This window comes from Escherichia sp. E4702, assembly GCF_963883545.1.
Taxonomy (GTDB): Bacteria; Pseudomonadota; Gammaproteobacteria; order Enterobacterales; family Enterobacteriaceae; genus Escherichia.
This window is the reverse complement of record NZ_CAWORF010000031.1, coordinates 22,795-41,900: the sequence shown is the minus strand read 5'-3', so window position 1 is coordinate 41,900 and position 19,106 is coordinate 22,795. Positions and strand designations below refer to the sequence as shown.

Genomic DNA, 19,106 nt, shown 5'->3' with positions numbered 1-19,106 from the left:
CACGCCGCATCCGGCAACAACTGCCTGATGCGACGCTGACGCGTCTTATCAGGCCTACATACGTTTCGGCTTCGTAGGCCGGATAAGGCGTTCACGCCGCATCCGGCATTTCAAGCATTACTTAGTGATACGACCCTGTGCATCTTTCAGCGCGGCATCAACGGTCTGACGACCACTGGCTGCGTTGATTACTGCGGTACGCACGGCATACCAGAAGGCGGACATCTGCGGGATGTTCGGCATGATTTCACCGTTCTTGGCGTTATCCATAGTGGCGGCGATACGTTGATCTTTCGCCAGCTGATCCTGGTAAGACTTCAGCGCCACGGCACCCAGCGGTTTGTCTTTATTCACCGCTTCCAGACCTTCGTCGGTCAGCAGGTAGTTTTCGAGGAACTCTTTCGCCAGCTCTTTGTTCGGACTGGCCGCGTTAATGCCTGCGCTCAGCACGCCAACGAACGGTTTGGAAGGTTGTCCCTTGAAGGTTGGCAGCATCGTCACACCGTAGTTCACTTTGCTGGTGTCGATGTTAGACCATGCCCACGGACCATTAATGGTCATCGCAGTTTCACCTTTGTTAAAGGCTGCCTCTGCAATGGAGTAGTCAGTATCCGCATTCATGTGTTTGTTTTTAATCAGATCAACCAGGAAGGTCAGACCCGCTTTCGCGCCAGCGTTATCCACGCCAACGTCTTTCACGTTGTATTTGTCGTTTTCATACTTGAACGCATAACCACCGTCGGCAGCAATCAGCGGCCAGGTAAAGTACGGTTCTTGCAGGTTGAACATCAGCGCGCTCTTACCTTTCGCTTTTAGTTCTTTATCCAGCGCCGGGATCTCTTCCCAGGTTTTTGGCGGGTTCGGCAACAGATCTTTGTTATAAATCAGCGATAACGCTTCAACTGCAACCGGGTAAGCAATGAGTTTGCCGTTAAAACGCACGGCATCCCAGGTGAACGGATAAATCTTGTCCTGGAGCGCTTTGTCCGGAGAGATTTCAGCTAACAGACCAGACTGGGCATAGCCGCCAAAGCGGTCGTGCGCCCAGAAGATGATGTCCGGACCATCGCCAGTTGCCGCAACCTGGGGGAATTTCTCTTCCAGCTTATCCGGATGCTCAACGGTGACTTTAATTCCGGTATCTTTCTCGAATTTCTTACCGACTTCAGCGAGGCCGTTGTAGCCTTTATCGCCGTTGATCCAGATTACCAGCTTACCTTCTTCGATTTTGGCGAGAGCCGAGGCGGAAAACATCATCGTCGTTAAAACAGATAATGCGAGGATGCGTGCACCTGTTTTTATTTTCATAATCTCTGGTCCTTGTTGGTGAAGTGCTTGTGAAAACGCCTAAACGGACTCTAGTTTCTTTATACGGCAACCTCTTTCCATCCTCCTTGCCCCTACGCCCCACCTTCGTTTTGTGTGATCCATGTCGCAGAAACGGCAGTATTGCGGGAGGGCGCACACAAAATCGCCATGTTTTTTGCAAGCAACATCACGAATTTCCTTACTTTCCTTCGGATTAGTACGCAGACACCACCTTCTCATCCTCCCGCCTCCTCCCCCATAAAAAAGCCTGGGGGTGGAGGATTTAAGCTATCTGTCGATCAAGCATAGTCACCGCATCATGAATGTTGCTGTCGATGACAGGTTGTAACGAAGGGAGAAGGGCATGGCGAGCGTACAGCTGCAAAATGTAACGAAGGCCTGGGGGGATGTGGTGGTATCGAAAGATATCAACCTCGAGATCCACGAAGGTGAGTTCGTGGTGTTTGTCGGGCCATCTGGCTGCGGTAAATCAACGTTACTGCGCATGATTGCCGGTCTTGAGACGATCACCAGCGGCGACCTGTTCATCGGTGAGAAACGAATGAACGATACCCCGCCAGCAGAACGCGGCGTCGGAATGGTGTTCCAGTCCTATGCGCTCTATCCCCATCTGTCAGTGGCAGAAAACATGTCCTTTGGCCTGAAACTGGCGGGCGCGAAGAAAGAGGTGATCAACCAGCGCGTTAACCAGGTGGCGGAAGTACTGCAACTGGCGCACTTGCTTGATCGCAAACCGAAGGCACTCTCCGGCGGGCAGCGTCAGCGAGTGGCGATTGGTCGAACGCTGGTGGCAGAGCCAAGCGTGTTTTTACTTGATGAACCGCTATCCAACCTTGACGCTGCGCTGCGTGTGCAGATGCGTATCGAAATCTCCCGCCTGCATAAACGTCTGGGCCGCACGATGATTTACGTCACCCACGATCAGGTCGAGGCGATGACGCTGGCCGATAAAATCGTGGTGCTGGATGCCGGGCGCGTGGCGCAGGTCGGGAAACCCCTCGAACTGTATCACTATCCGGCGGACCGCTTTGTCGCTGGTTTTATTGGTTCGCCGAAAATGAACTTCTTGCCGGTAAAAGTGACCGCCGTTGCAATCGATCAAGTCCAGGTTGAGCTGCCGATGCCAAACCTCCAGCAAGTCTGGCTTCCGGTTGAAAGCCACAACGTTCAGGTCGGAGCCAACATGTCACTGGGCATTCGCCCGGAACATCTACTGCCAAGTGATATCGCCGACGTCATCCTTGAAGGTGAAGTTCAGGTCGTCGAGCAACTCGGCAACGAAACCCAAATTCATATCCAGATCCCTTCCATTCGTCAAAACCTGGTGTACCGCCAGTCTGACGTGGTGTTGGTAGAAGAAGGTGCCACATTCGCTATCGGCCTGCCGCCAGAGCGTTGCCATCTGTTCCGTGAAGATGGCACTGCGTGTCGTCGACTGCATCAGGAGCCGGGCGTTTAAGCACCCTACAAAAGACACAAAACCTGTGACAGGTGATGTGAAAAAAGAAAAGCAATGACTCAGGAGATAGAATGATGATTACTCTGCGCAAACTTCCTCTGGCGGTTGCCGTCGCAGCGGGCGTAATGTCTGCTCAGGCAATGGCTGTGGATTTCCACGGTTACGCTCGTTCCGGTATCGGCTGGACAGGGAGTGGCGGTGAACAACAGTGTTTCCAGACCACTGGTGCTCAAAGTAAATACCGTCTTGGCAACGAATGTGAAACTTATGCTGAATTAAAATTGGGTCAGGAAGTGTGGAAAGAGGGCGATAAGAGCTTCTATTTCGACACTAACGTGGCCTATTCCGTCGCGCAACAGAATGACTGGGAAGCTACCGATCCGGCCTTCCGTGAAGCGAACGTGCAGGGTAAAAACCTGATTGAATGGCTGCCAGGTTCCACCATCTGGGCGGGTAAGCGTTTCTATCAACGTCATGACGTTCATATGATCGACTTCTACTACTGGGATATTTCTGGTCCTGGTGCCGGTCTGGAAAACATCGATGTTGGCTTCGGTAAGCTCTCTCTGGCAGCAACCCGCTCTTCTGAAGCTGGTGGTTCTTCTTCTTTCGCCAGCAACAATATCTATGACTACACCAACGAAACCGCGAACGATGTCTTCGACGTGCGTTTAGCGCAGATGGAAATCAACCCAGGCGGAACCTTAGAACTGGGTGTCGACTACGGTCGCGCTAACCTGCGTGATAACTATCGTCTGGTTGATGGCGCATCGAAAGACGGTTGGTTATTCACTGCTGAACATACTCAGAGCATCCTGAAGGGCTTCAACAAGTTTGTTGTTCAGTACGCAACTGATTCGATGACCTCGCAGGGTAAAGGTCTGTCGCAGGGCTCTGGCGTCGCGTTTGATAACGAACACTTTGCCTACAACATCAACAACAACGGCCACATGCTGCGTATTCTTGATCACGGTGCGATCTCGATGGGCGACAACTGGGACATGATGTACGTGGGTATGTATCAGGACATCAACTGGGATAACGATAACGGCACCAAGTGGTGGACCGTCGGTATTCGCCCGATGTACAAGTGGACGCCAATTATGAGCACCTTGATGGAAATCGGCTACGACAACGTCGAATCCCAGCGCACTGGCGACAAGAACAATCAGTACAAAATTACCCTCGCACAACAATGGCAGGCTGGCGACAGCATCTGGTCACGTCCGGCTATTCGTCTCTTCGCGACCTACGCCAAGTGGGATGAGAAATGGGGCTATGACTACAACGGTAGTTCCTCTTCCAACCCGAACTACGGTAAAGCCGTTCCGGCGAGCTTCGAAGGCGGTAGCTTCGGTCGCGGTGATAGCGACGAGTGGACCTTCGGCGCCCAGATGGAAATCTGGTGGTAATAACAAAGCGTAGGCCGGATAAGGCGTTCACGCCGCATCCGGCAACCAACGCCTGATGCGACGCTGTCGCGTCTTATCAGGCCTACAACAGCTGCCGAATGTAGGCCGGATAAGGCGTTTACGCCGCATCCGGCATAAAAACACGTTGTCATTATCTATAAGGGGCGCAAGCCCCTCTGATTATCGGTTTAGCGCGCTATTGCCTGGCTACCGCTGAACTCCAGATTTTGAGGTGAAAACAATGAAAATGAATAAAAGTCTCATCGCCCTCTGTTTATCAGCAGGGTTGCTGGCGAGCGCGCCTGGAATTAGCCTCGCCGACGTCAACTACGTACCGCAAAACACCAGTGACGCCCCAGCTATTCCATCTGCCGCGCTACAACAATTAACCTGGACACCCGTCGATCAATCCAAAACTCAGACTACCCAGTTAGCGACTGGCGGCCAACGGTTGAACGTTCCTGGTATCAGTGGTCCGGTTGCGGCATACAGCGTTCCGGCAAACATTGGCGAACTGACCCTTACGCTGACCAGCGAAGTGAACAAACAAACCAGTGTATTTGCGCCAAATGTGCTGATTCTTGATCAGAGCATGACCCCATCAGCCTTCTTCCCCAGCAGTTATTTCACCTACCAGGAACCAGGCGTCATGAGCGCAGATCGTCTGGAAGGAGTGATGCGCCTGACACCAGCGTTGGGGCAGCAAAAACTGTATGTTCTGATCTTTACCACAGAAAAAGATCTCCAGCAGACGACGCAACTGCTCGACCCGGCAAAAGCCTATGCCAAAGGCGTCGGTAACTCGATCCCTGATATTCCAGACCCGGTAGCTCGTCATACCACTGATGGCCTGCTGAAACTGAAAGTGAAAACGAACTCCAGCTCCAGTGTGCTGGTGGGACCGTTATTTGGTTCTTCCGCCCCAGCTCCGGTTACGGTAGGCAACACGGCGGCACCAGCCGTGGCTGCATCCGCTCCGGCGCCAGCGAAGAAAAGCGAACCGATGCTCAACGACACGGAAAGTTATTTTAATACCGCGATCAAAAACGCTGTTGCGAAAGGTGATGTTGATAAGGCGTTAAAACTGCTTGATGAAGCTGAACGTCTGGGATCGACATCTGCCCGTTCCACCTTTATCAGCAGTGTAAAAGGCAAGGGGTAATTACGCCCCACAGTGCTGATTTTGCAACAACTGGTGCGTCTTCGGGCGCACCTTTTTTTCTCCCTCCCAGTGATTGTTGCGTTTTTGTTGCGTATTAGATCACTTAATATGCTTTACATCTCCCGTTATCGCTTTTCTGCGATACAATGCCTTTACGTTATGTAACGGAGAGTTCGGCATGTCACACCCCGCGTTAACGCAACTGCGTGCGCTGCGCTATTTTGCAGAGATCCCTGCGCTGGAACCGCAACTGCTCGACTGGTTGTTGCTGGAAGATTCCATGACTAAACGTTTTGAACAGCAGGGAAAAACGGTGAGCGTAACGATGATCCGCGAAGGGTTTGTCGAGCAGAATGAAATCCCCGAAGAATTACCGCTGCTGCCGAAAGAGCCCCGTTACTGGTTACGAGAAATATTGTTATGTGCTGATGGTGAACCCTGGCTCGCCGGACGTACCGTCGTTCCTGTGTCAACGTTAAGTGGCCCCGAGCTGGCGTTACAAAAATTAGGTAAAACGCCGTTAGGCCGCTATCTGTTCACATCATCGACATTAACCCGGGACTTTATTGAGATAGGCCGTGATGCCGGATTGTGGGGGCGACGTTCCCGCCTGCGATTAAGCGGTAAGCCACTGCTGCTGACCGAGCTATTTTTACCGGCGTCACCGTTGTACTAAGAGGAAAAAAATATGGAGTGGAGTCTGACGCAAAATAAGCTGCTGGCGTTTCACCGCTTAATGCGTACGGATAAGCCAATTGGCGCGTTACTGCTGCTCTGGCCAACGTTGTGGGCGCTGTGGGTGGCGACACCGGGTGTTCCCCAACTCTGGGTCCTGGCGGTGTTTGTCGCAGGCGTCTGGCTGATGCGCGCCGCCGGGTGCGTGGTGAATGACTATGCTGACCGTAAATTTGATGGCCATGTGAAGCGCACAGCAAACCGACCGCTTCCCAGTGGTGCGGTTACGGAGAAAGAGGCGCGAACGCTATTTGTGGTGCTGGTGCTGATTTCGTTCTTACTGGTATTGACACTGAACACGATGACCATTCTGTTGTCGATTGCCGGACTGGCGTTGGCGTGGGTGTACCCGTTTATGAAGCGGTATACCCATTTACCGCAAGTGGTGCTGGGTGCGGCGTTTGGTTGGTCGATTCCAATGGCTTTTGCCGCTGTGAGTGAATCGGTGCCGTTAAGCTGCTGGCTGATGTTCCTTGCCAATATTCTGTGGGCGGTGGCTTACGACACGCAATATGCGATGGTCGACCGTGACGATGACGTGAAGATTGGCATTAAGTCCACCGCTATCTTGTTCGGTCAATACGATAAGTTGATTATCGGTATTTTGCAGATTGGCGTGCTGGTGCTGATGGCGATTATCGGCGAGTTAAATGGCTTAGGCTGGGGATATTATTGGTCAATTCTGGTCGCGGGCGCGCTGTTTGTATATCAACAAAAACTGATTGCTAACCGCGAGCGCGAAGCCTGCTTTAAAGCATTTATGAATAATAACTATGTTGGCCTGGTGCTGTTTTTAGGGCTGGCAATGAGTTACTGGCATTTCTGATGATGTAAAAAAGCCGGATGGTCATGGTCATCCGGCTTTTTTTCTGGGAAAAGCTGCCTGATGCGCTGCGCTTATCAGGCCTACATAACACATCGCAATTTATTGAATTTGCAAGTCATGGTAGGCCGGATACATCCGGCAACTCTCACCAATTACCCTTCACCCTGCGTCGCACTCTCAATCGTCAAACGTACATCTGACGTAATCAACTCCGCCAGCAACTGATAGACCTTCATCGTTTCTGCCGGTTCGGCGTCGCCGCTGTCGCTGATATACCCTTCATCACGCAGCGTCAGTACCAGGGAACTGAATACCGCCTTGTCGAAGAATTCCGGTGCGTTGATGCCGTGCAGCACGGAGAGACGTTGCGCCACGGTGCGGCTCTCTTTCTCCAGCGTACCGCGGTTGATCGACGGGTTGGCGCTCAGCAGCCAGAAAGTGATGGCATAACGTTGCAGCGTTTCGCGCGCGCCTGCGGCCAGCAGCTGAAGCGTGCGGGAATGTGCCGGATTGATATGCAGCTCGTCATTTTGCAGTGTAATCAGCCCCTGACGTTGCATCTCATTTGCCAGCGCATCAATAACGTCCGGCAACTCGTCGCGATCCCAGCGCAGGAACAGCTCCGCTTTCAGCATTGGGTAAAGCACATTGACGTGCTCCATCAATACGTCGCGGGAGATGTGGCGATGCTGGGTGACAATTGCCGCCATCAGCGAAGGCAGCACCAACATATGCGCAATGTTGTTGCGATAGTAGGTCATCAGCACCGCTTGCTCGCGCGGCAGAATGATGATGTCGCCGATAGTATCCTTCTCAACTTCAAACTTGTTCATTTGCAGCGCGTGATCGATAAGCTCGCTGGCGCTGGCCGAAGGAACGGTAGAGTCCGTGGAGTAAGGCACGTTGCGCATCAAATCCAGATAGCAGTTGAGTTGCTCGGTTAACTGCTCGCGGGTGAGTGAGCGCTGACGTGACGCCAGAAGCGCAGTACAGCACAGGTTCATGGCGTTTGCCGCGCCTGCGTTGTTAATGCGTACCATCAGATCGGCAGCAATGTTATTGACCGTCGGCGTTAACCAGGCCGGACGCACCGCTTCGATGGGATCGATAGATTCACGCCAGTCTGGCACGTGCTGGTTAAGGTAGGTCATCAACGGCATTGGTTCACCGAAGTTGACATAGCCCTGACCGAGATTACGCAGCTTGCTTAAACCGCGCAGCATCTGCAGCAGGCTCTCTTTCTCTTTCGTTGCCCCGCGCAGTTCTTTGGCGTAAGTACCCACTTCCATGACGTGCTCGTAACCGATGTAGATCGGAATCAGCGTAATCGGACGTGTGCCGCCACGCAGCATCGCCTGAATGGTCATCGACAGCGTACCGGTTTTCGGGTCCAGCAAACGGCCTGTACGCGAACGACCGCCTTCCACAAAGTACTCGACGGAATAACCACGGCTGAACAGTTCGCCGAGATACTCACGGAAAACCGTGGAATAGAGTTTATTGCCTTTAAACGTGCGGCGAATAAAGAATGCACCCAGACGGCGGAAAATCGGCCCGGCAGGCCAGAAATTCAGGTTGATCCCGGCGGCGATATGCGGCGGCACCAGCCCCTGGTGATACAGCACGTAAGAAAGCAGCAGGTAGTCCATGTGACTGCGGTGGCAAGGCACATACACCAGCTCATGACCGTCGTGGGCCAGCTGGCGAACGCGCTCGGCATTATGGACGTTGATGCCCTGGTAAAGTCGGTTCCAGGTGAAGCCCAGAATGCGGTCAGTCAGGCGGATCATCTCGTAAGAGAAGTTCGCCGCAATCTCTTCCATCAGCGCAATCGCGTTCTGCTGCGCTTTTTCATGGGAGATTTTTTTGCTGCGCGCTTCATCTTCTACCGCTTTGGCAATGGCGCGGGAGGCGAGCAGCTTGTTAAACAGATCCTGACGAGCAGGCAGGCGCGGCCCCACAGCAGCCAGACGCTGGCGGGCAAAGTGCATACGCGCCACGCGTGCCAGTTTCTGAGCGATAGTTTTATCCGTGCCGTGTTCATCCGCCATACGGCGCAGCGAAACTGACGGAGAGAAGCGAACAAAACTGTCGCGACCGAGCCAGAGCACGGCGAAAAATTTCTGTACGCCGTTGAGCATGCGCAGTGGCGGGTTAACTTCACCTTTTTCACGCCCTGGCGCACGACCAAACATCACCGATACTGGCACCATTTGCACATCCAGATTTGGGTTGCTACGGTGCAGATCGAGATAGTCGTGGAAAAGCTTAATAGACTCTTCTTTCGGTGTGTAATAGGTGAAAACACGCGGCCCGCCATGAATAAACACATAGCGCGGCAGTAGCGTGCCGTCTATTTCCAGCGGCTCTAATGGGTCAGGCAGGTCGTGCGCCAGGCACTGGGCGCGCAACGTCAGCAAATCCGCTTTTGAGTTGTACGGTAAAACGTACATAATTGGACGAGAGGTATCCAGTCCCAGTTCCGGGGCAGGATCTGCCGGAATAGACTTGCTTTTTACCAGGATGCTTAATGGTAAATTCAGTAATTTGTAGTAAATTCGTGGCCAGCCGGACATAAACGATGTAAAGCCTCTGGTTAATAATGCAAATGCGCGGGAAGGATAGCAGAAAGTCATGGGAAATTCTGTGGTATCCGCTCATGTTTCGCGCGACGTTACGCTAACCGTAATCTTCGGATTCAACGGTACACTGATATTGACGCTCATAATGTAAAAAGGTTCTTTCGATGGCCAATAATACCACTGGATTCACCCGAATTATCAAAGCTGCTGGCTATTCCTGGAAAGGTTTACGTGCCGCATGGATCAACGAAGCGGCATTCCGTCAGGAAGGTGTCGCGGTATTGTTGGCAGTGGTTATTGCCTGTTGGCTGGATGTGGATGCAATAACCCGAGTATTGCTTATTAGTTCTGTCATGCTGGTGATGATTGTGGAAATTCTCAATAGTGCCATCGAAGCGGTGGTTGACCGTATTGGCTCTGAATACCATGAGCTTTCCGGGCGGGCGAAAGATATGGGCTCTGCCGCGGTGCTGATCGCCATTATCGTCGCCGTGATTACCTGGTGCATTCTGTTATGGTCGCATTTTGGATAACCCTTCCAGAATTCGATAAATCTCTGGTTTATTGTGTAGTTTATGGTTCCAAAATCACCTTTTGCTGTATATACTCACAGCATAACTGTATATACACCCAGGGGGCGGAATGAAAGCGTTAACGGCCAGGCAACAAGAGGTGTTTGATCTCATCCGTGATCACATCAGCCAGACAGGTATGCCGCCGACGCGTGCGGAAATCGCGCAGCGTTTGGGGTTCCGTTCCCCAAATGCGGCAGAAGAACATCTGAAGGCGCTGGCACGCAAAGGCGTTATTGAAATTGTTTCCGGCGCATCGCGCGGGATTCGTCTGTTGCAGGAAGAGGAAGAAGGGTTACCGTTGGTGGGCCGTGTGGCTGCCGGTGAACCGCTTCTGGCGCAGCAGCATATTGAAGGTCATTATCAGGTCGATCCTTCCCTGTTCAAACCGAATGCCGATTTCCTGCTGCGCGTCAGTGGGATGTCGATGAAAGATATCGGCATTATGGACGGCGACTTGCTGGCAGTGCATAAAACCCAGGATGTGCGTAATGGTCAGGTCGTTGTCGCGCGTATAGATGACGAAGTTACCGTTAAGCGTCTGAAAAAACAGGGTAATAAAGTCGAACTTTTGCCAGAAAATAGCGAGTTTAAACCCATTGTCGTTGACCTTCGTCAGCAGAGCTTCAGCATTGAAGGGCTGGCGGTTGGTGTTATTCGCAACGGCGACTGGCTGTAATCTATCTCTGATACCGCGATGCCGCCTGGCATCGCGGTTTGTTTTTAATCTCTCTTCATCAGGCTTGTCTGCATGGCATTCCTCACTTCATCTGATAAAGCACTCTGGCATCTGGCTTTACCCATGATTTTCTCCAATATCACCGTTCCCTTGCTGGGACTGGTTGATACGGCGGTCATTGGTCATCTTGATAGTCCGGTTTATCTGGGCGGCGTGGCGGTTGGCGCAACGGCGACCAGTTTTCTCTTTATGCTGTTGCTGTTTTTGCGTATGAGCACTACCGGGCTTACTGCACAGGCTTATGGTGCCAAAAATCCTCAGGCATTGGCGCGTGCGCTGGTGCAGCCGTTGCTGCTGGCACTGGGGGCCGGAGCGTTGATTGCCTTACTGCGTACGCCGATTATCGAGCTGGCGCTGCATATTGTTGGTGGTAGCGAAGCGGTTCTGGAACAGGCGCGGCGCTTTCTTGCAATCCGCTGGTTAAGCGCACCGGCGTCGCTGGCGAATCTGGTGCTGCTCGGCTGGTTGCTCGGCGTGCAATATGCCCGCGCGCCAGTGATTTTGTTAGTGGTTGGCAATATCCTCAACATTGTGCTGGATGTCTGGCTGGTGATGGGGCTGCATATGAACGTGCAGGGCGCGGCGCTGGCGACGGTTATTGCGGAATATGCAACATTGCTGATTGGTCTGCTCATGGTGCGTAAAATCCTCAAACTACGCGGAATCTCCGGCGAAATGCTGAAAACTGCCTGGCGAGGAAACTTCCGTCGCTTGCTGGCACTTAACCGCGATATCATGCTGCGCTCGCTGTTGTTGCAACTCTGTTTCGGCGCGATCACCGTACTTGGCGCGCGACTGGGGAGTGACATTATCGCTGTTAACGCGGTTCTGATGACGCTACTCACCTTTACTGCCTATGCGCTGGATGGTTTTGCCTACGCGGTTGAAGCCCACTCCGGTCAGGCGTATGGTGCGCGCGACGGTAGCCAGTTACTGGATGTCTGGCGCGCAGCGTGCCGCCAGTCGGGGATCGTGGCATTGTTGTTTTCGGTGGTTTATTTGCTGGCGGGTGAACATATCATCGCGTTGCTAACGTCGTTAACGCAGATCCAGAATCTGGCCGATCGCTACCTAATCTGGCAGGTTATTTTACCGCTGGTGGGAGTCTGGTGTTATCTGCTGGACGGTATGTTTATTGGGGCAACGCGCGCTGCCGAAATGCGCAATAGTATGGCAGTCGCAGCAGCAGGGTTTGCTTTGACGCTACTGACGTTGCCGTGGTTGGGTAACCATGGTTTATGGCTGGCGTTAACCGTCTTTCTGGCGTTGCGCGGGCTTTCTCTGGCGGTTATCTGGCGTCGTCACTGGCGTAATGGAACCTGGTTTTCAGCAACATGACGGTTAAAAGTTCTGAATAAATAATCCTAAGCCAAATTCCTGACTACACTTAATCCCACGTTCAGAAAAAAAGTGAGCGTACACTCATTCACCACCTAACGATGAGGATTTGAATATGAATAAAGACGAAGTCGGCGGTAACTGGAAACAGTTCAAAGGTAAAGTGAAAGAGCAATGGGGCAAACTGACCGATGATGACATGACGGTCATTGAAGGTAAGCGTGACCAGTTAGTGGGTAAAATCCAGGAACGTTACGGTTACCAGAAAGATCAGGCAGAAAAAGAGGTTGATAGCTGGGAAAAACGCCATGATTACCGCTGGTAATTGATCCCTCCTGCCCGACGTGTACAAGGATGTACGCCCTCTTAGCGAGGTTTCTTTTTCACCTGCACAGAGTGATCATGCTGGCACTGTTCAGGATGACGACACGCTTCAACTTCCACACATGCCGCACAGAGACCATGTGCTTCAATCACATTATGCCGCAGGGCAAAACCCATTTTTGCCGCCAGCGTATGCATAATGTCTTCCACGCCTTCTGCACACTCTTCTTTCACTGCGCCGCAGCGATCGCAAATAAACATGGCTGAAGTATGGGTGGGCTGATCGAACAGATGGCAGAGCACATAGCTGTTGGTGGATTCAACCTTATGCACAAAACCTTGTTCAAGCAGAAAATCGAGCGCGCGATAAACCGTTGGCGGCTTGGCTTGCGGCTCGGCTTCGCGCAGCAAATCAAGCAGATCGTAGGCGCTGATAGCCCCTTCTTGCAGGCTCATCAGGCGCAGCACTTCGAGACGTTGCGGTGTCAGGCGCACATTACGCTGCGCGCAGAGTTTTTCAGCCTGCGCCAATAACTCCTGCGTTGTGGTCTTTTCCATTGTGCACCTCGAAAGTGGGGTTAAGAATGTCCTTACTTTACCATAATTCTCACTTAAACGCCGACAACCGGGCATCGAAGCTGCCACATTGCCTGATCGCATATTCGTTATGCTATAGTAGCGCCCCCAATTCACCAGATGCTTAAAAAATCGCCATGTCAGCAGAATCACAAACCGCTTATCCCGCATACCGTTTCTCTATTGCTCCTATGCTCGACTGGACGGACAGACACTGCCGTTATTTCCTGCGTCTGCTCTCCCGTAATACGTTGCTCTATACCGAAATGGTGACCACAGGGGCGATTATTCACGGTAAAGGTGATTACCTGGCATACAGTGAAGAAGAGCATCCTGTGGCGTTACAGTTGGGCGGTAGCGATCCGGCGGCGCTGGCGCAGTGTGCGAAGCTGGCAGAAGCGCGAGGATATGATGAGATCAACCTGAATGTCGGCTGCCCGTCAGACCGGGTACAGAACGGCATGTTTGGCGCGTGCCTGATGGGGAATGCGCAACTGGTGGCTGACTGCGTAAAAGCGATGCGCGATGTAGTGTCGATTCCAGTGACGGTGAAAACGCGTATTGGCATTGACGACCAGGACAGCTATGAATTTCTCTGTAATTTTATCGACACCGTTTCCGGCAAAGGCGAATGCGAGATGTTTATCATCCACGCGCGTAAAGCCTGGCTCTCCGGTTTAAGCCCAAAAGAAAACCGTGAGATCCCGCCGCTCGATTACCCGCGCGTCTATCAACTGAAGCGTGATTTCCCGCATCTGGCTATGTCGATTAATGGCGGCATCAAGTCACTGGAAGAGGCTAAAGCACACCTGCAACATATGGATGGCGTGATGGTCGGGCGTGAAGCGTATCAAAACCCAGGCATTCTGGCGGCGGTGGATCGTGAGATTTTTGGTTCCTCGGATTCCGATGCCGACCCGGTGGCAGTGGTGCGCGCCATGTACCCGTACATTGAGCGTGAACTCAGCCAGGGGACGTATCTCGGTCATATCACCCGGCATATGCTGGGCCTGTTCCAGGGGATTCCTGGCGCGCGTCAGTGGCGGCGGTATTTAAGTGAAAATGCCCATAAAGCGGGTGCCGACATTAACGTGCTGGAACATGCGCTCAAACTGGTGGCAGATAAGCGTTAATTTTTCACCACAAAGTAGTCAAATTCACCACGCCCTGCGCTTCGACGCGGGGCGTTTTGTTGATAAATCAATATGTTATTTCTGGCATGATTCTTGTAAAGCCAGCAAGAGATTTCATTTTTGGGAGAACATCATGCTGGAACTACTTTTTGTGATTGGCTTTTTTGTCATGTTGATGGTCACTGGCGTTTCATTGCTGGGCATTATCGCTGCGCTGGTTGTGGCGACGGCCATTATGTTCCTCGGCGGTATGCTGGCATTGATGATTAAGCTGCTGCCGTGGCTGCTGTTGGCGATTGCGGTAGTGTGGGTGATCAAGGCGATTAAAGCGCCAAAAGTGCCGAAATATCAGCGTTATGACCGCTGGCGTTACTAAGGGATTGTGCGGATGATCACAACCTCAGGTTTTATCCTTAGAACAAAATAGGAATTGATAATCAAATCTGTCACTATTGCGCGTCAAACAAATTCATCGAGCTGTACCCTACATACAGCCGAACTATAAAAGAAAGGGCTTCCCAGGTGGAAGCCCAATTTCTTTATGGAATCAGTAAGCTGGAACCCTGCGTCGCCCGGCTTTCCAGAATCTCATGCGCACGCCGCGCATCCTTCAGCGGGTATTTCTGATGTTCTGCGACATCCACTTTAATTACCCCGCTGGCAATCAAAGAAAACAGTTCATTACTGGCTTCGGTTAACTCATCACGCGTAGTGATATAGCCTTGCAGGGAAGGGCGTGTCACATACAGCGAGCCTTTCTGATTGAGAATGCCTAAGTTCACACCCGTCACTGCGCCTGATGAGTTGCCAAAACTGACCATTAAGCCGCGACGTTGCAGGCAATCCAGCGACCGTTCCCAGGTGTCTCTGCCCACGGAATCGTACACTACGCGCACTTTCTTGCCGTCGGTGATCTCTTTTAACCGCTCGACCAGATTCTCTTCGCGATAGTTAATGACCTGCCATGCCCCGGCTTTTAAGGCGCTTTGCGCTTTTTGCGCCGTTCCCACGGTGCCAATAAGTTTTGCCCCTAAGGCTTTTGCCCACTGACAGGCAATTAAGCCAACGCCGCCAGCAGCCGCATGGAACAGGAACTGTTCGTCAGGTTTGATTTCATACGTTTTGCGTAGCAGATAATAAACCGTTAAGCCTTTCAGGAATGATGCGGCGGCTTGCTCAAAAGAGATCGCCGCGGGAAGAATTGCGGCTTTATCGGCATTGACGTTATGCACAGAACTGTAAGCCCCTAACGTTGATTGCGCATAAACCACGCGATCGCCCGCTTTAATATGCTTCACGCCGCTGCCGACTTTGCTCACGATGCCAGCCGCTTCTGTGCCTAATCCGCTGGGTAGCGATGGCGGCGGATAAAGGCCGCTGCGGATATACGTGTCGATAAAATTAATGCCAATGGCTTTATTTTCGACCTGGATTTCATTCTCTGCCGGATCGACAGGAGTAAACTCCACGGCTTGCAGAACTTCCGGGCCACCGTGCTTGTGAAATTCGATGCGTGTTGCCATTTAAACTCCTTTACTGAGCGACATATCTGTTTTAAGCCTAACAGTAGTCGCCGGGCCGCGCGGGGATTTTTTCCGGGCTGTGGTCACAACCCGGAATATCTCTGGTCAGTATTGAAACAGCGTCGCCGCAATCCAGTTTTGCCACTGGCGCTCAAAGTTGGTTAGCGTTAATACGCCCCGCTCACGGCACAAGCGAATCCAGGCATGGCAATCATTAGCTTCCAGACAAACACAAATCATGTATTGCCGGGCATCCTGATTTTCTGGTCGAAAACGCCAGGTCAGGAGCGGCCCACCTGGTGTTTGCGGTGCGATACCGGCTTCGCCATCATAGACAGCCCTGGCACCACGACTCCCGCCACCGTTTTCGATATAGCATTGTAAAGAGCGCAGTACAGCCAGCGCCAGTTGCGCACTTTGCCGCCACTGGAAAGATTGGGCGAGGCTGTTTTCATCGCTTTGAATGCCTTCCCGGCGAATATCTTCACAAAGTGTTGCTATGGTTTGCGTGGCAGTGTTGATCCCCTGTGTATGACACAAAATTGCGGCATGGTGGCTCATGGTATTTTGTATCGTTTCTCGCACGTCGTCGCGCAGCAGCCCCTGATTCAGGAACTGTTGCGCCTCATTAATCGTGCTGAGAATTTGTTGCCTCTCGAGAGGGAGGTCCTGACTTTTCTGATGAGCAATATGCAATGCACAGCGGCGGGCGAAAACTTGCCCGGCATTGAGCGCCGACCCACCAGGACGCGTCACACCATGTGTTCCGGCATTTTCTCCGGCAGCATAACAACCAGTTAGCGATGTACGCCCCCAAATATCAACATCAATTCCGCCATTAAGATGTTGATTATTTAGCGTAAATTTTAGCGGTGAGGCTGTGAGATCATGACCATGCATCTGATACAAGCGAATAGCCAGAGGATTCATCTGTGTTAATCGCGCCAGCGGTTGCGCCAGCAGGGCGTGATTTTGTTGCAGATAGTCGATGACATCATCATCCAGCTCTCGCAGGTTGAATGGCGTTCCGTCCGCTGCGGGTTCGGGTTCCCGCAGAAAATCGAGAAAAACATCGCGCCCTTTTTGTGTCTCCTCATACACCGCGACATCCAGTAGGCTGGAGCCATATTCCAGCATTCGTTCCGCGTGAAACGGCCACTGGTAACCTTTGCGAAATATCGCGGAGGCCAGCATACGAGTCGTAGGGTAATAAGCTGCCAGAAAATTATACTGACGTCCGGAGTGGTCCTGCGAGTAGATGCGCGGCATCGCTTGCATGTAAGTACCGGAAAGATTCCACGGAAACTGGCTGCGCGGTGTACCGATACCAAACTGACTCTCCGTAAGATTCACCAGCCTTATACCTGCTTCCAACGCCATGCCCAACGCACTAAAACAGTTCACCGGATAGACACTGTCACGATAAAGTTCACCTGGCCCGCCCGTGGCTAAAACCAGATGTTGGCAGCGAATTACTACCATTCGCCAGGGATTATCCCGACAGGTTTTATCGATGGCGATCACCCCTACGACTCGTCTGTTTTCTCCTTCACCGCGAGTCAGGATACGAATCGCCGTTGTGTGATCGCGCAGAGGAATATTAAGGCGCATTGCCTCCAGAGCCAGAACTTTAACCATCAGGCGAGAAGTTCGTGGGCCGCAACTGGTGGCGCGACCGAACTCATCGTGATCGGTTTGATAACGCAACGTTGCGCCAAAGAGATCTTCTGGCAGATCCAGACCCAGATATTTCAGTACTTCACAGGTGTTCACTGAGCCGACGGCTTCAACATAGGCAGTGTCATGATCCATCGAACCGCCCGCCGCCAGAGTGTCACTTAATGCCAGAAAATGGTCACCATTTGCACGGGTATTGGCGGTGTGGAGAGTTTGTTTATCAGAACCAGAACAGGCGGAAGTGCCCCAGAAGGCTTTGCTGGAGGCTACCATTACATCGATATTTTGCCGTTTCAGCTCGACGGCAGCTCGCCATCCGGCAGCACCACTGCCTAGCACCAGCGTGTTGCAGCGGTACTCAGGTAAAATGGCGCCGTTAAGGTCGATACTACCGCTGGCTTGAGCCAGCGGTGAGTAATGGGGCATTTTGATATCAGTGAGCGCCGTTAGCGTTTCGTCAATCATTGCGTCCCACCTATTTCATCAGACTTTCGATTAAGCCGCTCATTGCCATATAGCCCATGATTAGCGTAAATGCGCTTATGGCAACAAACATGACGTTTTCCCAGCGTGAGCAACGATATTCGCCCATTAACGAAGGCTTGTTCGCCAGCCAGAACATACATAAAACAGTCAGCGGCAGAATAATGGCGTTAAAGGCCTGGCTGGCAATCATCACCAATACCGGGCGTGCGTGGAACAGCGGCACAACCAGACAAAGCAGAGACATAACCGTCATCAGGATACGGTAACCTGGGCTAACTTCGTTGCTGGTATCACGCCAGTCAGCCAGCAGCCAGGGCGTTAACAGTAAATTCGGGAACTGACTGGAAAGCCCGGCAGCAACAATACCAATAACAAATAGTCCCACGGCAGCCGAGCCAGCAATAGGTTCGAGAATAATGACCATTTGCGAGGCGTTATTTAAACCTGTGCCAGTTTGATACAACGTACCCGCAGCCGCAGCCATCACCGCCGCACTGATGATGAACATCATTCCTGCACTGACAATGGCATCACGATTTTGATGAGGCAGATTGTCCACACCCCAACCATTACTTTTTACCAGAGTCGTGCGCATAAGAAACATTGCTGGCGCTACGGTGGTTCCCACCATGCCAGAAATTATCAGAAATGGCGTACTGTTATCGCCAGCGACAGGATCGGGAACTGACGGAATAAATCCGGCCAGCAGATCTGCGACCGGCGGCATCATAATGAAAAAATTAATCACAAACGCCAGCCCCATAATGCCAACCAGCGCGGAGAGGATTTTGTCGAACCCGGTGTTGCTGTTGGTCCAGAGCATCACGTTAATCATGATGACCATCGCGATAGCCCAGGCGAGTGCTGAGATACCGCCACTAAACCAGGTCGTGGACCATGTTGCCATTACATCCGCCAGAATGCCCATTACCCCCATAATGGAACCACTGACGGCAACGGTTAACCCGATCAGAAACAACATAGCAACGCCAGGATGGATATGGCGACGAAATGCAGTCAACGCGCGTTCACCAGTGACGGAAGCATAACGACCATAAATACGGATTAAAAACCAGGTAACAATGCAAGAAAGCGCCACGGCCCACATCAGCGAGACGCCATAGTTTGCACCCGCTTTCGCCATAGTGGTGATACTGCCTGTCCCAATGCTGTAGCCAATAAGAAAGATGCCAGGCGCAAAGGCCGCAAGTTTTGTCATTATTCGCCGAAATA

The 19,106-nt window shown here is 52.2% G+C and carries 17 protein-coding genes; 11 read left to right on the top strand and 6 right to left on the bottom strand.

What is annotated here, in order from left to right; translation table 11 throughout:
• Positions 1 to 117 precede the first annotated feature (117 nt).
• Entirely contained in the window at positions 118 to 1,308 is a 1,191-nt protein-coding gene (gene malE, locus AACU94_RS19415; protein WP_130205779.1) for a maltose/maltodextrin ABC transporter substrate-binding protein MalE, read from the bottom strand.
• Between the two features lie 364 nt (positions 1,309 to 1,672).
• Between malE and malK the strand changes: the two genes are divergently transcribed.
• From malK to ubiA, 5 genes are all read left to right on the top strand, one after another.
• Positions 1,673 to 2,788 carry a maltose/maltodextrin ABC transporter ATP-binding protein MalK gene (gene malK / locus AACU94_RS19410; protein WP_130205781.1) on the top strand — a complete coding sequence of 372 codons (1,116 nt, stop codon included), beginning with the start codon at positions 1,673 to 1,675 and terminating at the stop codon, positions 2,786 to 2,788.
• Between the two features lie 71 nt (positions 2,789 to 2,859).
• Entirely contained in the window at positions 2,860 to 4,200 is a 1,341-nt protein-coding gene (lamB, locus tag AACU94_RS19405) for a maltoporin LamB (RefSeq protein WP_135490094.1), read from the top strand.
• A gap of 241 nt (positions 4,201 to 4,441) precedes the next feature.
• Positions 4,442 to 5,362 (top strand): maltose operon protein MalM, encoded by a 921-nt coding sequence (malM, locus tag AACU94_RS19395; RefSeq protein ID WP_135490093.1) that lies wholly within the window; start codon positions 4,442 to 4,444, stop codon positions 5,360 to 5,362.
• Between the two features lie 178 nt (positions 5,363 to 5,540).
• Positions 5,541 to 6,038, top strand: a complete 498-nt coding sequence (gene ubiC / locus AACU94_RS19390; RefSeq protein WP_064525550.1) for a chorismate lyase — start codon at positions 5,541 to 5,543, stop codon at positions 6,036 to 6,038.
• Between the two features lie 12 nt (positions 6,039 to 6,050).
• Positions 6,051 to 6,923 carry a 4-hydroxybenzoate octaprenyltransferase gene (ubiA, locus tag AACU94_RS19385; protein WP_130218586.1) on the top strand — a complete coding sequence of 291 codons (873 nt, stop codon included), beginning with the start codon at positions 6,051 to 6,053 and terminating at the stop codon, positions 6,921 to 6,923.
• A gap of 152 nt (positions 6,924 to 7,075) precedes the next feature.
• Here the strand turns inward: ubiA and plsB are convergent, their stop codons facing one another.
• Entirely contained in the window at positions 7,076 to 9,499 is a 2,424-nt protein-coding gene (gene plsB, locus AACU94_RS19380; RefSeq protein ID WP_130218630.1) for a glycerol-3-phosphate 1-O-acyltransferase PlsB, read from the bottom strand.
• Positions 9,500 to 9,669: 170 nt separating this feature from the next.
• On the opposite strand from plsB, the gene dgkA reads away from it, so the two are divergent.
• From dgkA to AACU94_RS19360, 4 genes are all read left to right on the top strand, one after another.
• Entirely contained in the window at positions 9,670 to 10,038 is a 369-nt protein-coding gene (gene dgkA / locus AACU94_RS19375) for a diacylglycerol kinase (RefSeq protein WP_000002907.1), read from the top strand.
• A gap of 109 nt (positions 10,039 to 10,147) precedes the next feature.
• Positions 10,148 to 10,756, top strand: coding sequence for a transcriptional repressor LexA (lexA, locus tag AACU94_RS19370; RefSeq protein WP_064525560.1), 609 nt, complete (start codon positions 10,148 to 10,150; stop codon positions 10,754 to 10,756).
• A gap of 72 nt (positions 10,757 to 10,828) precedes the next feature.
• Positions 10,829 to 12,154 carry an MATE family efflux transporter DinF gene (gene dinF, locus AACU94_RS19365; protein WP_130218583.1) on the top strand — a complete coding sequence of 442 codons (1,326 nt, stop codon included), beginning with the start codon at positions 10,829 to 10,831 and terminating at the stop codon, positions 12,152 to 12,154.
• A gap of 115 nt (positions 12,155 to 12,269) precedes the next feature.
• Entirely contained in the window at positions 12,270 to 12,479 is a 210-nt protein-coding gene (locus AACU94_RS19360; RefSeq protein ID WP_001030602.1) for a CsbD family protein, read from the top strand.
• A 41-nt stretch (positions 12,480 to 12,520) separates the two neighbouring features.
• On the opposite strand, the gene zur is transcribed toward AACU94_RS19360, so the two are convergent.
• A complete protein-coding gene (gene zur / locus AACU94_RS19355; RefSeq protein ID WP_130205794.1) occupies positions 12,521 to 13,036 on the bottom strand; it encodes a zinc uptake transcriptional repressor Zur in 516 nt (171 codons plus the stop codon).
• A 155-nt stretch (positions 13,037 to 13,191) separates the two neighbouring features.
• Here zur and dusA point away from each other — a divergent pair, with 155 nt between their 5' ends.
• Together dusA and pspG are read left to right on the top strand one after the other, a co-directional pair.
• On the top strand, positions 13,192 to 14,187 hold the full coding sequence (dusA, locus tag AACU94_RS19350; protein ID WP_135490092.1) for a tRNA dihydrouridine(20/20a) synthase DusA: 996 nt from the start codon (positions 13,192 to 13,194) through the stop codon (positions 14,185 to 14,187).
• A gap of 133 nt (positions 14,188 to 14,320) precedes the next feature.
• Complete coding sequence (pspG, locus tag AACU94_RS19345; RefSeq protein ID WP_000891404.1) at positions 14,321 to 14,563, top strand: envelope stress response protein PspG; 243 nt, start codon at positions 14,321 to 14,323, stop codon at positions 14,561 to 14,563.
• A 163-nt stretch (positions 14,564 to 14,726) separates the two neighbouring features.
• Here pspG and AACU94_RS19340 read toward each other — a convergent pair whose 3' ends face one another.
• The 3 genes from AACU94_RS19340 to AACU94_RS19330 form a co-directional block, all read right to left on the bottom strand.
• Positions 14,727 to 15,710 (bottom strand): quinone oxidoreductase, encoded by a 984-nt coding sequence (locus AACU94_RS19340; protein ID WP_130224282.1) that lies wholly within the window; start codon positions 15,708 to 15,710, stop codon positions 14,727 to 14,729.
• A gap of 105 nt (positions 15,711 to 15,815) precedes the next feature.
• Positions 15,816 to 17,852, bottom strand: a complete 2,037-nt coding sequence (locus AACU94_RS19335; protein WP_130224284.1) for an FAD-dependent oxidoreductase — start codon at positions 17,850 to 17,852, stop codon at positions 15,816 to 15,818.
• A gap of 10 nt (positions 17,853 to 17,862) precedes the next feature.
• Positions 17,863 to 19,092: an Nramp family divalent metal transporter gene (locus tag AACU94_RS19330; protein WP_167856195.1), complete on the bottom strand. Its 1,230-nt coding sequence runs from the start codon at positions 19,090 to 19,092 to the stop codon at positions 17,863 to 17,865.
• Between the last annotated feature and the right edge of the window lie 14 nt (positions 19,093 to 19,106).